Source organism: Neobacillus sedimentimangrovi (assembly GCF_010614825.1).
Taxonomy (GTDB): Bacteria; Bacillota; Bacilli; order Bacillales; family Cytobacillaceae; genus Neobacillus; species Neobacillus thermocopriae.
Map to the genome: position 1 here is coordinate 22,058 of NZ_JAAFZF010000032.1, position 14,322 is coordinate 36,379.

The window sequence follows — 14,322 nt, forward strand, 5'->3', positions numbered from 1 at the left end:
CCGACTACCGGCGTGCTATTTTCATTGCATGAAAATATTCCCCTGCAATTTCTTTCATTTTTTCTTCCATATCACCCGCATAAGCCATAATGAAACATGTTGCCGGGCCGGATGATTTAACAATGTCAAGTTCTGTTATAACTTGTTCTTTTGTAAAACGGACTTGATCAAACATTTGGTTTAGTTCATATAAAATCCCCTTAGAACCAACAGGCCAAATAATCCCATGGTTCAGCCTGCTTAACCTTCGAAAAATAGACAGTGGGACAACATGTTGTTCTTGTTCAATCACTTCATTTCCAACCAACGGTACACCAATAACAGCTAGTTTCCAATTTTCGTTGTACTCATACACCTCATTGGTGCCTCTAATATGTTGTTTACCGACAATGAACAGCCCAATTGCTGACTGGTTCAGCTGAAAATTACTTTCTGTACTACCTGTGATGGGGATTTGAGCCAATTCCAGTTCGTGTAACCCTTTCCGTATCCCACGAACCAATTCTTCCCAATGTTCATCCCCACAAAAATTTTGGAGGACTACACTAATTGGTTCTCCCCCTGCAGCGATACATTCCATTGCTGCGACCCTAAGTGAATAATAGGCCAATGTTTCGTAAGGGACATGAACAAGGTCGCCCTGCTTCATCCCTATAGCACCGCTATTATCACTTGAAATAATTAAAGAATCTTCATACCCAAAAGGAATGGTAAGAATATCTCTCATCCTTTGATCTCACCTTTAAACAAGCGATTAGAGATGATTGGGACAAGCCGCGGGATCAATAATAATGCCAATCCTGTATTCATGGCAGACATAAGTATTAAGGAAGGAAGGACAGCCCAATAAAAACCTTTGCCAAGGATAAACAGAAATGGCAGCGGTGCAATGAACGAATTTCCTAAAATAAAAAAGAGAGAAGCTACAACCTTTTTATGATGATGCCAAAAAACACCAAACATCGATACAAGAATAGCCATTTCCATACTAATCAAAAAATGCATCGGGCCTAGTTGAAAACCGCTCAACATCGCTGAAATCAAATGTCCCAATGCACCAGCAACCGCACCGGCGCCTCCACCCAAAATCGATGCAGCCAGAAGAGCTGGGAATGAATCAAGTGCGATGGAGCCAACGATGGCTGGAATTTTGATCGTGGCACCAACTACCGACAATGCAATAAACATAGACAGCCAGATCAACTTTTTTCCTATAAGGTTATTTCTCATCTTTTCTCTTACCTTCCCTGAACACTTTTGCACTTCGCACATATTCCACATCTTTTACATTCAATCGATGATTCACTACTCGTGCTAATGCGAAGAAATAATCGGATAGACGGTTTAAATATTGCAAGGTAATTTCAGGGGCTGGCAAATCCGATTTTTCCAACTTTACCACTAAGCGTTCCGCCCTTCTTGTTACCGTTCTTGCAATATGAATGGTAGCTGCAGGTTTCGATCCTCCAGGTAAAATAAACCGTTCAAGTTCGGGCGCCTCTTCCATATATTCATCAATTTTCTTTTCCAAATATTCGACGGACTCTTTTTGAAGCTTTCCTTCGCGTCTTTTCGACACATTTGCTAGGTCGCCACCACAATCAAATAATTCATGCTGAATTTTTTCTAGATCTGCCAATACATCGTGAAAAAGTTCCGGATCCAATTCTTGTATGGCCTGACCAACAAAGCAATTCACTTCATCCACTGTTCCGTATGCTTCTACACGGATATCATCCTTATCTACCCTACCGCCAATTAAACTCGTTTTCCCTTTATCCCCTGTTCTTGTATAAATTCTCATTTGTTTCCCCTCACTTTATCGATTGGTTAATTCCATACCAAATAACATCAATCTTATCGGATTTTGCGGCCAGATCTTGAAAAGCCCAACCTGTCACATCTCGCCATAATCGATTTTCCGCTTCCAATGGAACAATGCCTTTTGTGATATCTGTCCCGATCACAACGATTTGTCGTTCCGGTTTTTCTTTTTCCCATGAGGACCATTGGTTCAAATAGTGATTCCATAATTCACGAGACTTAGTAGAATTGTGAATCTCCGTTAATTTTTTGATCCATTGTTCAGCACCCTCGAGAATGATCAAATTTCGATCGATTCCATTGAGATTTATTGGGATAAGATCATTTTTATACGCGGATATCCATGGGTCATCTTTTGTTACACGATAGGTTTTCTTTACCCATGCCTTTTTACCGTTAAAGGCACCTCCTGTAATGAAATGCACCGTTCTCCCCTCCTAAGCTGTTCCCGTTTAAAGATCAATTCAAATCCTTGATCATGGGGTACCTGCCAACTCCAAAACTCCTTTTTCACGGGAGCAAACTTTGATAACAAAAATTTAATGGGGCCTCCGTGAGTAATGATGGCAGCGCTCTTAAATGGACCTGACAAAATTTTTTCAATGACCGTATTCCATCCTGCTTCGACTCTATGAATAAATTCCAAATAGGATTCCCCATTTGGTGGGCTGAACCGTTCAGGAGCAGTGAGCCAATACTGATAAAGAGAGTCATGTTTTAAATCTTCATATGTTTTCCCTTCCCATTGTCCAAAATTCAATTCCCTGAACTCTTTTAATCGAATAGGAACGGCCTGTGGGAAAAGCATTTTTCCTGTTAATATACATCGCGTAAGGTCACTAGAAAAATAACAATCATACATTCTCATTTGTGAGTTATCTATAGAAGTCGGACATAATGGTGAATCGCTCCATCCCAAATAAGCCTTTCGTTTATTTTCTTCTGTTAAGCCGTGACGAAATAATGCAATAACCACAAGGTCATCCATAATCCCACTTCAGTCCCTTCCACAGCAGCTCCCAGTACATCACCTGTAATTCCGCCGAACCATTTCATAGACTTCCTGCGCCAAAAATATAAGGAAATAACGGCAGCCAATAACATAATTCCTGTCTGTACGAATTCATGAATCAATAGTATGACTAATAAAATGAATCCAACTAAATAAAATAGATAGATGAATAGTGATTTCACATCTGCAGCTTTTTGAAACAAATACCCTAAACCTTCCTGTTTAGCTGATTTTACTGATAGAAGGAGACATCCCATGACCATTTTGCTAAAGAATGGAATAGCAGCAATCAAAAGATAGGTGGACGTCATAGGGTTTCTCGTAATCTCATAAATAAAGAAAAGCCGCATGCTCAATAAAACAATGACAGATAGGACACCAAAAGCTCCTGTTCGTGGATCCTTCATAATCGAAAGTCTTTTTTCTTGATCCCTATAAGAAAAATAAGCGTCACTCGTATCCATCCAGCCATCTAGATGAATTCCACCTGTCAGGAATATAGTCATAAGCCAAAGAATAAATGCGGAAGCCAAATGGGTAAATGGTGAAAACTCAACGAAACAATATAATAAGAGAGAATAAATGATTCCCTGTAGTAGGCCCAACAGTGGAAAAGCCTGGACAGCTTTTTTTAAATGTTCCGGATCCATCGGAAATTCCTTATTAATTGGTATGGCTGTAAAAAATTGAACGGTTATGAGAAAACCTCTAATAAAGCTCATGTTTTATGTCCCCATTGGGAGATCATATCTTTTAGCAGCTCCCATTTCAGGTGAGGCTTCATAAAAGAAGCAAGCCGTTCATAACGTTGATCCATCTCCACATGATCAGCCGCATTTTGAACCGTCATATCACTGACCGGATTGTCCTTAACCGATAAGGAATCCTCTTCATCAATCATGTGATTTTCCATATAGGGAATGACCCCCAACACAGGAATTCCTGTTTTCTCTTCTAGCCATTGAACACCATCAACAAATAAAGCTGGATCTCCGGAAAATTTATTAATGATTACCCCTACCACTCTATTTCGATCTGCAGGTTCAAGTAGCTCCAGTGTTCCAACAATACTGGCAAAAACTCCGCCCCGTTCAATATCAGCTACAAGAACGACCGGCACATCCGCTAGTTGAGCCACCTTCATATTTACAAGGTCCCTATCCTTTAAGTTAATTTCTACCGGGCTACCGGCACCTTCAATCACAACCAACTCAAAGTGCTTCTCCAACTGTTCAAGGGATTGTTTAACGGCCTTTAACCCTTTTTCATAAAATTGATCACGATACTTTTGCCCCGATATGTTCCCTATTGATTTTCCTAATAAAACAGTCTCCGAACTGTGATTTGGACGTGGTTTTAACACAATTGGGTTCATCCATACGGTTGCCTCAATTTTAGCTGCTTCCGCCTGAATCGCCTGAGCTCTACTAATTTCACTTCCATCTGGAAGAATACAAGAAAAATTGGACATGTTTTGGGATTTAAATGGAGCCACTTTAACTCCTTCATTGGCAAAAAGCCGGCAAAGGGCAGTTGCGATTAAACTTTTCCCTACATTGGATGATGTGCCTTGAATCATTACACCTTTCATTGCCTCATTCCTTTCATAATAATAGGAATTCCTGCTTCCACTAAATAAGCCTGATCCGCCAAATTCACTAAAAACTGATGGATTTGCCCTAATAACTTTCCATACATCAATATGAAATGATCATGAAAAATCGGTTCATGTAATACTTCATTACTTACCACAATGACCGTCTTTGCCCGATTTCTCAGCTCAATAATCCCTGTTTGAATCCTCTCTTTCACTGCAGCTAAATCACTTTCATCCAAATTTCTATTAGCAACAAATAACTGGTTATTTAATAAAGTAGTCACACAGTCAAGTAAAATAATATCATTCTCGGAAATCTTGCTAGCCAAATCGCCAATATTTACTGGTTGCTCTAACGTTCTCCAAATGGACCCTTTTGCTAGTCGATCACGCTGATGCTTTTTAATCCGTAATTTCATTTCCCGATCCGAAGGTACCCCGGTCGCAATATATGTAAGCTTTCCACCGGTTTTATCTGCAAACTCAGTAGCTAGTCGTTCTGCAAAACTGCTTTTCCCGCTTCGTACTCCTCCGGTGATAAAAATTAATGATGAAGATGCCGCCAATGCGCTAACACCTCCAGAAGTTGATTATTATCATCAACACTTTTTATCGCAAAACGGAGCCATCTGCCCTCTAATCCAGGGAAATTATAGGTATGACGTGGAATAACCCCTTTTTTTAACAAATATTCAAACAATAGAAATTGATCATTGATATAAGGATCCTGAAGTAAATAAAAATTAATTTTGGATGGCGAAACGATAAAATCTAGTTCCTTCAACAAATCAACTAAACGCTTTCGTTCCTTTGAAATAAATTCTTGTGTTTTCTTTATAAACGATTGTTCCTGGAATAACAGTTCCCCAGATAAGAGGGCAATCGTATTGACACTCCAATGAGGTTGAATTGGACGGAGCTTTTTGATAGTTTCTGGCTGAGCAATTAAATATCCAAGTCGTAGACCAGGAATAGCGAACATTTTCGTCATGGATCGAATAATGATTACATTTGAATATTGATGAATGGTAGGAATAACGGAATCATATTCACTTAAAAAATCATAAAATGCTTCATCAAGAATGACTTGGCAATTGTGTTTCTCGCATTCCTCGATCAATGCCATCATCGTGGAATGAGGATATTGAATTCCTGTTGGATTGTTGGGATTACATACAAATACCGCATCCGCTTCCTTTATTTTCGAATGCCATTCATTCAGATCCAGTTCGAAATCCGGTTCTTTTAATTGGTGGTATAAAATTTCACAACCGTTAGCACGGCAGGCTGTTTCATATTCTGAAAAAGTAGGTTGAACCAATAACACTTTTTTTCCTGCAAGCATTCGGGCAATGAGAAAGATCAGCTCTGCCCCTCCATTCCCTACTAAAATAGAATCAACGGATATTTGCTCTTTATCTACGATGATCATTTTCAAATTGGCCGCATTTGGATCTGGATAAACCATCATTTCTTCATAAAAATGGTTCCAGTTTCTTTTCAGAACCTCCGGTGGCCCCAAAGGATTGATATTTGCACTAAAATCTAGATACACCTTAGGCAGCGCCATCCCCAATTCATTATAAAGATATTGCGGATTTGAGCCATGTGATGGCCAGCTCAAAACCCATTCCTCCCATCCATAAAAAAAGTAGAAATAGTAAGACCGTTCTCGTTAAAATCACATTAGCTTTCGGGATATGCATGGCTTCAATCGGAACAATAGGTTCACCTATTTTGGCACGGTTAGATATAATGCCTTTATAATAGTTGACTCCGCCAAGTTGAATACCTAATAGGGAAGCTACTGCCGCCTCTCCCCATCCACTGTTCGGGCTAGGATGTTTTTTAGCATCACGGAATAAAATGATCCACGCCTCTTTTTTGCTCATTTTTTCTGAACGGTTACCAAGCAACATCAGCATTCCAGTCAATCGACTTGGAATCCAGTTCATCACGTCATCCCATTTGGCTGATGCCCATCCGAAATCTTTATATCGATCATTGATATGACCAACCATGGAGTCACACGTATTCGTCGCCCGATAAACCATTGCAAGTGGAGCCCCACCAAGAAGCGCCCAAAATAATGGTGCCGTTACACCATCACTCGTATTTTCTGCAACCGTTTCAATGGCCCCGCGTGCAACTTCTCCTTCGCTTAAGGTTTCCGTATCTCTTCCGACGATATAGGATAATTTTTTTCTCGCTTCCACCAAATTTCCTTCTATTAATGGATGATAAACTTCGAGAGCCGCTTCCTTTAAACTTTTTTGAGCAATGGTTGAAGCTATGATGATACTTTCGACACCAATACCTAATATAGGATGAATCTTATATGCGATGAAAACGATAACAAAAGATATAGAAAAAACAGTCAATAAGACAATAAGAAGTAGCGCAGCTCCCTTCCATCTTTTTGATTTTCCTTTATTCCATCGCTTATCTAATAAAGAAATTAAAGAACCAATCCATCTTACTGGATGTGGCCAATGTGGAGGATCTCCAATGAGCAAATCGATTACATAGGCCATTGTGATCGCTATTAAGTGGTTTACCATCATCCTCGTTTCCTCATTTGAGATTTTTGAATGGCTTTTGTTGTACAGTCGTATACAGCCTTGCTTATAAGTTTTCCTAGAGGTGTAATAGAGCCGGCATACTCGAGCTGCTTCCCTTTTTGACTGGCTGCAATTAAGATACTATCTGTTGATGTACCAGTCGCAATCGTTTCGGTTATTTTGTCACGTATTTTTAAATCATTCATGGCCTTTGTTTTAGCCTCTGTAGCAATCATAATACTTTGGATAAATGCTTCTTCTGTCAGTTCGCCATTCACGAATATCCACGTATTAATTGTTCCAGGAACCACTTCATAAGAATGCAGTTCCGCTTTGGAGCAATCAATGGCATTGCCAACTCCAGCCGTGATCACCACTAAGATGGAAAAATCATCTGAATCAACATAGCTATATACAACATCCTCTAGATTGACCGCTGTCATCATCCCAATGGTCTCAGTTGGATCAAATCCATTTCCTTTTAAATATGTGGCCATTTCCTCACGATGATTACGACAGTTATAGTCTTTGCTGACATGCCGGTTAACAAATGTCCGGTGCCAACCCGTCCCCGACCCAATCACTCCAGACGACATCGTTCTTAATGGGATCGGTGATTTTAAGGAAATGAATTCGTCCTGAATTTCTAACATCGTTTCATTGATTTCAAAAGGAAAGGATTGTTTTGCCTCATCCGGTAGCAGCACCATTTGCGGGGCAGGTACTGTCGGATGAGGATGTTTTTGAATGTTGGTATGGTACACTTCTTTAATTCTTTCTTCCTTAAGAACTTCATTCGGAACATCGTTAATTTTTATTTTCCCATTTTCAAGAAGGAGCAAGCGATCACAATAAAGTCCGGCTAAATTTAAATCATGAAAAATGGAAACGACCGTTAAATCATTTTCCATCGTCCAGCGTTTTAAAGAATCAAGCAACTCTTTTTGATAGGATAAATCCAAGTGATTCGTCGGTTCATCTAGGAAAAGGATTTCTGGCTCCTGAGCCAAAGCTTGCGCTAAGAACACTCGCTGCCTTTCCCCGCCTGATACCTCTTGTAGTTTTTTGTTTTGAAAAGCTTCGACCCCAATTTGTCTCATAACCCTTTGAACGACTGCTTCATCCACATGATTCCACGACTGAAACAACCCCTTTTGATGGGCATACCGTCCTAAGGAGACGGTTTCTTTGACGGTGTAGGAAAAGTATTGTGAAGTATGCTGGGATACGACCGCCACTTTTCTAGCGAGCTGTTTGGCATTATAATCTTTTAGATTCTTTCCATCAATAAAGATTTTACCTGTATGGAGCGGTAAAATCCCACTGAGCATTTTTAACAGTGTTGTTTTACCACTGCCATTTGGGCCAAGAATCCCAAATAATTCTCCTTTCCTTACTTCAAAGGAAATATCTTTAAGGATCATCTCACCAGAGTAGCCACCGGATAATTGATGAACAGAAATCATTTCTTTACCCATTTTTATTCCTCCCCCTTCTTTGCAACAGGATCGCAGCAAATACTGGTGCACCAATAAGTGCCGTGATCACCCCGATCGGTAATTCTGTTGGGGAAATAATGGTTCTAGAAAGCAAGTCAGCTAAGATTAAAAACCCACTGCCAGTAAGAATCGATAAAGGTAAGAGGTGCTTATGATCAGGCCCCCACAAAATTCTGCAAAGATGTGGGATCACAAGGCCGACAAATCCAATGGTGCCTGACACCGCTACGGCTGCCCCTGTTAAAATAGATGCAGCCAATAAGATAAGGAGCTTTCTTTTTCGCACATCCACCCCTAAATGCTGGGCTCTTTCTTCCCCGAAGGACATGGCATTTAATTCCTTGGCTTGAAAGATTAATAGGAATGAGCCAATGATAAAAAATGGAAGAATGATTTTGATGTATTCCCAGCCTCGCATTGAAACACTTCCAAGGATCCAGCCGATTATTTGCCGGAGCTCATCACCGGTAAGTGCAATCATGAGAGAAATTAAAGCACCCAAGAAAGAACTTAATATGATACCAGTTAATATAATGGTTTCCACTTTCATCGATCGATCAATTTGACGTGCAAAAATAAGAACTAAAAAAATAGATAAAAAAGAAAACAAAATGCTAAGAACAGGTAATGTATAGGAACCAATAAATGGAATAGAAAGTTGAAAAAACAATGTTAATACGGCTCCCACAGATGCTCCAGATGAAACTCCTAAAGTGTAAGGATCTGCCAACGGGTTTCTAAGTAGACCTTGGAAGGCTGCACCGGCAATCGCAAGAGCAGCTCCTACAAGTCCTGACAATATGACTCTCGGCAAACGAATATTCATCACAATACTCGTAAACATCGGTTCAATATCATAGGTCAGTCCCGCAAAAAGTTTTGACCCGATGATTTGAATAATAGTTAAAATCGGAACAGAAACCGTTCCGATCGAAATAGCAAATATCATAGAAATAATAAGAAATATGAATGCGATGGTGTAAGCTAAATAAGTATTATTTAAAAACTTCCGGATAGATAGCCTTTGCAAGATCCTCTACTCCTTCAACAATCCTCGGACCTGAGCGGGTGACACGATCAGAATTAATATCAATGACTTGCTTATTCTTAATAGCCTTCACATTTTCCCAACCTTTTCTACTCAATACTTTTTCTGCTGGATTTTCAACATAATATCCATATGTTGTAATGATGACATCAGGATTTTTTTGAATCATTGCTTCTTGATCCATTTTGATCCAGCCTTCTTGATCTGCCGCAATATTTTCGGCATTAATCCAACTGAGCATTTCATTCATAAAAGTATTTTTACCAGTAGTATAAATTTCTGGTTCAGGTGAGACCTCAATTAATACCTTTTTCTTTTCTTTGATTTCAGCAGCCTTTGTTTTCAATTCTGCTAATCTCTTCTTCATAGCGGCAATCAGTTTTTCCGCATTTTCTGATTGGCCAGTTGCTTTTCCAATCATCTTAATCGAATCATAGACTTGTTCAAAATTTTGTGCATCATTTACCACTAATACAGGAATCCCTACATCTTTTAATTGTTGCAATGCTGCTTGTGAATTAAGGGCCGTCGAAGCGTGAGCAAGTACTAAATCTGGTTTTAATGAAATAACTTTTTCTTGATTAAATTCCATACCACCAATTTTTTCTTTTTTATTGACTTCCTCAGGATAATTATCAAAATCGGACACGCCCACCACTTCATCTCCAAGTCCTAATGCGAAAGCAATTTCGGTATTACTAGGTATGAGTGAGACAATTTTTTCAGGCTTCTTCTCAATTTTCACCACTTGATCGGAAGCATCTTTAATAGAAACAGGAAAATCTTTCACTTCCGCTTTTTCTTCAACATTTTTTTCCTTTTGAACTTGATCTTTGGATTCACCACATCCGGCCAAGCCACCGATGGTTAATAAGAGTGCAAGCAATAACCAATGCAACCTTTTCATTTTAAAATCCCCCTACTTTCTTGTGTAATTCCATTTTCTGTACATGTTTTTATAAAAACAAAAAAACATCCCTGCTTATGAAGGATGTTGGCATGAACATACAATAATATCCATTATTGTTGTTTCGTTTCCACCCCCCTATCCTCGTAGGTTTTTGGCGTACTTGAAATAGGCAGGTCTCCTGGCTCATGAATCATCGCTTCCTATGTCTTCCCATCGTTCAGACAGTGACAATGTATAGGTCGCTCCTCATTTACAGTGGCGGGACCGCGTTGGATTTTCACCAAACTTCCCTTTTAAGTTAAAAACTTATGTCCATTAAGTTTTTAAACACCTATTTCTATGTATTTAATTTTTATCCAATTCAATTATAAAGAAAGCAAAATGTTTTGTATATAATTTTTTCGACAATTCTTTTTATCATTCGAAATTTCTACTTAAGTTGGCCATTTCAATCGCTACGGTAGCCGCTTCCCATCCCTTATTACCTGCTTTTGTACCAGCGCGTTCGATTGCCTGTTCAATGGAATCAGTTGTTAACACCCCGAAAACAACTGGTAATCCAGAGTTTAATGCTACGGTATTTACTCCTTTGGCTACTTCATTGCATACATAGTCAAAATGTGGTGTGGATCCACGGATAACAGCCCCTAATGTAATGACCGCATCGTATTTTTTGCTATTTGCCATTTTTTGTGCAATTAGTGGAATTTCGAATGCACCTGGCACCCATGCAATATCTACGTCCTTCTCCTCTACCCCATGTCTTTTTAAAGCATCTTGAGCTCCACTTAATAATTTGCTCGTGATAAACTCATTAAAACGCCCAACGACAATTCCAATTCTTAATCCAGTACCTACTAAATTTCCTTCAAAAATACGTCCCATCTTAAACCCTCCAAGTAAATGATTGTTTATTCTATTTTTTAATGACGAAGATGTTGTTCATGATGTTCTTTCTTCGTCCGGTATTCTATCAAATCTTTAATGGTAATGAATTTTAAGTTAAAGCGATCCGCTATTTTACGAAGCTGCGGAACACGGGCCATTGTCCCATCTTCATTCATAATTTCACAAATAACACCAGCAGCCTTGGCACCTGCCAACTTCGCGAGGTCTACTGCTGCTTCTGTATGACCATTTCTACGAAGGACACCGCCCTCTTTGGCAATAAGCGGAAAGATATGTCCTGGCCTTTTGAAATCCTCTGGTTTTGAGTTTGGATCCATCATACTTAAAATCGTAGCTGATCGTTCAAATGCGGAAATTCCTGTTGTCGTAAATTTATGGTCAATACTAACGGTAAAGGCCGTTCCATGAGAATCAGTATTGACTGTTACCATAGGGGACAGATCAAGTTTTCGTGCTAGTTCTTCTTCAATTGGCACACAAATAAGTCCTCTCCCATGGGTGGCCATAAAATTAATAATATCAGGTGTGGCTTTTTCTGCTAAAGCGATGAAATCACCTTCATTTTCCCTGTCCTCATCATCACAAACAATGACGACTTTCCCATTTTTCAAATCTTCAATCGCTTCTTCAATAGTATTGAACATGCTGATCACTCCTTTCATGATTCTCTGACTGACATGTTAGTAAAATCCATTTTCTTCTAAAAATTTTTCCGTTATTCCCGTCTTTTTATTTTGTACTGGTTCGCTTGAAAAATGGCTCAAAAAGTGCGCGACATATTTACCTATCATGTCACATTCCAAATTCACGATATCTCCAGGACCTTTAAGCCCTAAAACGGACTCAGACAATGTATGGGGAATGATGGATAAAGTAAAACCTTCATCGGATACACCAAATACCGTCAAACTTGTCCCATCAACCGCAATAGAACCTTTATATATAACATATTTCATAATTTCCGGCCCAGCCGCAATTTCATAGTAGACGGCGTTTTCGTACGCCCTTTTCTTCTTTATAATCCCGATTCCATCTACATGACCGGAAACAAAGTGGCCACCAAATCTACCCTTAGCCGCCATCGCCCGTTCCAGATTGACCTTCGAACCTCGGGTAACCTCGTTTAGACTCGTCGCTTTTACAGTTTCTGGCATGACATCTACCGTAAAGCGATTTCCAGAAAATGAGGTGACGGTCAAACACACGCCATTTACGGCAATACTGTCGCCTAGATGTATATCTTCTAGGATTTTCTTCGCTTCTATGGTAAGAACGAACGAATTTCCTGACCGTTGAATATTTAATACCAACCCAATTTCTTCCACTATTCCAGTAAACATATGATTTCTCCTTCATTTGGTTAGGTAACAATATGTAAATATAGAAAAAACCCTAAAGGATTCTTCCTCTAGGGTCATTTTGAGACAATAAGAAACTAAGGCTTAACAATAGAGAAATTTTTTCCATTGATTAAACCTGATTTCTTTCCTTCTCCCATCCAGACTTTAACTGTCGGCTCCGGAATTTCACCGGATCCACCGTTTAACAAAATGGTTAAACGGGTCACGGACTAAGAAGCACTAGCTTCATCACCGCCGGTTAGGAATTTCACCTGACCCCGAAGGAATGAATATGTAGTTTTTACTATTATACTGAATTTTTTTTGGAAAGGGAAATGATTCGTCCTTATTTATAAATTTTCACTGGCAAATAAATGTCAAAATGAAGATCTCCCGTTTTATTTTGAAGGATTTGTTCATGTTTATAGACTTCTAAACTTAGTGCCTGATAGTCCTGATCATAACCGTATTCTTTCATCCAGGCATACATATGATGATATGTATTTTTAATTTCTTCAAATCTTCCAACATGTGTGGTATGAACATAATATTTCTTTGGAATAGTAAAACCGGACATACCTTCAGGAATATCATCTAATTTTTCTACAGGTGCCATCACATAATAAGTTAAATCTGTTTCCCTACTATGAAATGGAGCAATTAATACCGGTTCATCCGTTTTATAGGCAATATCGTTAAGCCGTTTTTCCATTTCTTCAAAAAGTTGAGGAATGATGGTCCTTTGAGCAAAATTGCCACTCCAGGAAATCCCGACAACTTTCATCTCTTCTTTCTCAACCACTTTGATATCCAAGATAATCCCCCTTTTCTACATCTAGCTTATTCTATTATTCTCAAATTATCCTAATATTCCTGCAAAAAAATTTAACATAACGAAATAATTAATATTTTAAAAAAATAACAAATTTGATTGAATGCTGTCTGATCGTAAAGTGAAGAGTGAAGATGCCTAGTCGCTAGGAGGATTGGAGCAGTCCTTATCAAAAACAAAAAAATATATTCTTATGTTTAAATAACTCTTTACAAAAAAATGTTCCTAATAAATGAAAAAAGCATAGAATATAACCATTAGGAAAAATTTGTTAAAATAGTAATAGGAGGTGCTCTTCCAATGAAACTAAAAGGATTCATCATTACTTTTGGGTCGTTTGCATTAACAACTTCCCTTCTTTATTTTCTTGGTTCTGTGTTTACGATTCCTTCGTTAATGTTCCATTACGAATATACTCATGATGCCGGAGGGTTCTTTATTTCAATCGGGTCGTCGCTAGTTCCCATCATAATCGGATTGGTAGTCAGTTATATTGCAGAAAAAATGTTTTTATACAGAGAACGAAAAAAATGGGTCGATTGAAAAACTAAATGAAATAATCGAGTAGGAGGGGGTGATTAACCCCCGTCCTCTCACACCACCGTACGTACGGTTCCGTATACGGCGGTTCAATCAAGATAAATGACGCAAGAATTCATAACGTTTCTGTAGACTTTTAAGCCCTTGGTTACTCCAATAGGAGTTTCCAAGGGTTCTGTGTAATATGGGACTTTTTGAGATTCGCCAATAACCTTTACGACTGTTCCCCCATTCATAAGCTTTCCATTCA

17 protein-coding genes, 2 pseudogenes and 2 riboswitches are annotated in these 14,322 nt (G+C 38.9%); of the genes and pseudogenes, 1 reads left to right on the forward strand and 18 read right to left on the reverse strand.

Annotated elements, in window-relative coordinates:
• Positions 1-4: 4 nt before the first annotated feature.
• The 17 genes and pseudogenes from GZA11_RS11200 to GZA11_RS11280 form a co-directional block, all read right to left on the reverse strand.
• Positions 5-727: an AIR synthase related protein gene (locus GZA11_RS11200; protein WP_038534913.1), complete on the reverse strand. Its 723-nt coding sequence runs from the start codon at positions 725-727 to the stop codon at positions 5-7.
• Positions 724-1,230 (reverse strand): ECF transporter S component, encoded by a 507-nt coding sequence (locus GZA11_RS11205; RefSeq protein ID WP_163183855.1) that lies wholly within the window; start codon positions 1,228-1,230, stop codon positions 724-726. The genes GZA11_RS11200 and GZA11_RS11205 overlap by 4 nt, the downstream gene beginning before the upstream one ends.
• Positions 1,220-1,804 carry a cob(I)yrinic acid a,c-diamide adenosyltransferase gene (locus tag GZA11_RS11210; RefSeq protein WP_038534910.1) on the reverse strand — a complete coding sequence of 195 codons (585 nt, stop codon included), beginning with the start codon at positions 1,802-1,804 and terminating at the stop codon, positions 1,220-1,222. Before GZA11_RS11210 ends, GZA11_RS11205 begins: the two co-directional genes overlap by 11 nt.
• A 10-nt stretch (positions 1,805-1,814) precedes the next feature.
• Entirely contained in the window at positions 1,815-2,249 is a 435-nt protein-coding gene (locus tag GZA11_RS11215) for a bifunctional adenosylcobinamide kinase/adenosylcobinamide-phosphate guanylyltransferase (protein ID WP_038534909.1), read from the reverse strand.
• The gene (locus tag GZA11_RS11220) at positions 2,201-2,812 is read right to left on the reverse strand and encodes a histidine phosphatase family protein (protein WP_038534908.1); all 612 of its coding nucleotides are present in this window, start codon (positions 2,810-2,812) and stop codon (positions 2,201-2,203) included. The genes GZA11_RS11215 and GZA11_RS11220 overlap by 49 nt, the downstream gene beginning before the upstream one ends.
• Positions 2,770-3,558, reverse strand: a complete 789-nt coding sequence (gene cobS / locus GZA11_RS11225; RefSeq protein ID WP_038534906.1) for an adenosylcobinamide-GDP ribazoletransferase — start codon at positions 3,556-3,558, stop codon at positions 2,770-2,772. The genes GZA11_RS11220 and cobS overlap by 43 nt, the downstream gene beginning before the upstream one ends.
• Positions 3,555-4,427 carry a cobyric acid synthase gene (locus tag GZA11_RS11230; protein WP_081905005.1) on the reverse strand — a complete coding sequence of 291 codons (873 nt, stop codon included), beginning with the start codon at positions 4,425-4,427 and terminating at the stop codon, positions 3,555-3,557. Before GZA11_RS11230 ends, cobS begins: the two co-directional genes overlap by 4 nt.
• Positions 4,424-4,999, reverse strand: coding sequence for a bifunctional adenosylcobinamide kinase/adenosylcobinamide-phosphate guanylyltransferase (locus GZA11_RS11235; RefSeq protein WP_163183857.1), 576 nt, complete (start codon positions 4,997-4,999; stop codon positions 4,424-4,426). The genes GZA11_RS11230 and GZA11_RS11235 overlap by 4 nt, the downstream gene beginning before the upstream one ends.
• A complete protein-coding gene (gene cobD, locus GZA11_RS11240; protein WP_163183859.1) occupies positions 4,978-6,057 on the reverse strand; it encodes a threonine-phosphate decarboxylase CobD in 1,080 nt (359 codons plus the stop codon). Before cobD ends, GZA11_RS11235 begins: the two co-directional genes overlap by 22 nt.
• Positions 6,014-6,997, reverse strand: a complete 984-nt coding sequence (cbiB, locus tag GZA11_RS11245) for an adenosylcobinamide-phosphate synthase CbiB (RefSeq protein WP_163183860.1) — start codon at positions 6,995-6,997, stop codon at positions 6,014-6,016. Before cbiB ends, cobD begins: the two co-directional genes overlap by 44 nt.
• Entirely contained in the window at positions 6,994-8,460 is a 1,467-nt protein-coding gene (locus tag GZA11_RS11250; RefSeq protein ID WP_163183868.1) for an adenosylcobinamide amidohydrolase, read from the reverse strand. The genes cbiB and GZA11_RS11250 overlap by 4 nt, the downstream gene beginning before the upstream one ends.
• Before the next feature lie 4 nt (positions 8,461-8,464).
• On the reverse strand, positions 8,465-9,523 hold the full coding sequence (locus GZA11_RS11255; protein WP_038534896.1) for a FecCD family ABC transporter permease: 1,059 nt from the start codon (positions 9,521-9,523) through the stop codon (positions 8,465-8,467).
• The gene (locus tag GZA11_RS11260; protein WP_163183862.1) at positions 9,489-10,448 is read right to left on the reverse strand and encodes an ABC transporter substrate-binding protein; all 960 of its coding nucleotides are present in this window, start codon (positions 10,446-10,448) and stop codon (positions 9,489-9,491) included. The genes GZA11_RS11255 and GZA11_RS11260 overlap by 35 nt, the downstream gene beginning before the upstream one ends.
• Positions 10,449-10,602: 154 nt before the next feature.
• Positions 10,603-10,801, reverse strand: a riboswitch (cobalamin riboswitch).
• Between the two features lie 67 nt (positions 10,802-10,868).
• Positions 10,869-11,336: a 6,7-dimethyl-8-ribityllumazine synthase gene (gene ribH / locus GZA11_RS11265; RefSeq protein WP_038534894.1), complete on the reverse strand. Its 468-nt coding sequence runs from the start codon at positions 11,334-11,336 to the stop codon at positions 10,869-10,871.
• Positions 11,337-11,401: 65 nt separating this feature from the next.
• Positions 11,402-12,004: pseudogene (ribB, locus tag GZA11_RS11270) on the reverse strand (3,4-dihydroxy-2-butanone-4-phosphate synthase); the annotation flags it as partial.
• 36 nt (positions 12,005-12,040) lie between these two features.
• Complete coding sequence (gene ribE, locus GZA11_RS11275; protein WP_038534893.1) at positions 12,041-12,700, reverse strand: riboflavin synthase; 660 nt, start codon at positions 12,698-12,700, stop codon at positions 12,041-12,043.
• Between the two features lie 142 nt (positions 12,701-12,842).
• A riboswitch (FMN riboswitch) is annotated at positions 12,843-12,990 on the reverse strand.
• Between the two features lie 56 nt (positions 12,991-13,046).
• Positions 13,047-13,514, reverse strand: coding sequence for a GyrI-like domain-containing protein (locus GZA11_RS11280; protein ID WP_038534892.1), 468 nt, complete (start codon positions 13,512-13,514; stop codon positions 13,047-13,049).
• A gap of 318 nt (positions 13,515-13,832) precedes the next feature.
• Between GZA11_RS11280 and GZA11_RS11285 the strand changes: the two genes are divergently transcribed.
• Positions 13,833-14,075: a hypothetical protein gene (locus tag GZA11_RS11285; protein ID WP_038534889.1), complete on the forward strand. Its 243-nt coding sequence runs from the start codon at positions 13,833-13,835 to the stop codon at positions 14,073-14,075.
• A 90-nt stretch (positions 14,076-14,165) separates the two neighbouring features.
• Here GZA11_RS11285 and GZA11_RS16735 read toward each other — a convergent pair.
• Positions 14,166-14,322: pseudogene (locus tag GZA11_RS16735) on the reverse strand (group II intron reverse transcriptase/maturase); the annotation flags it as partial.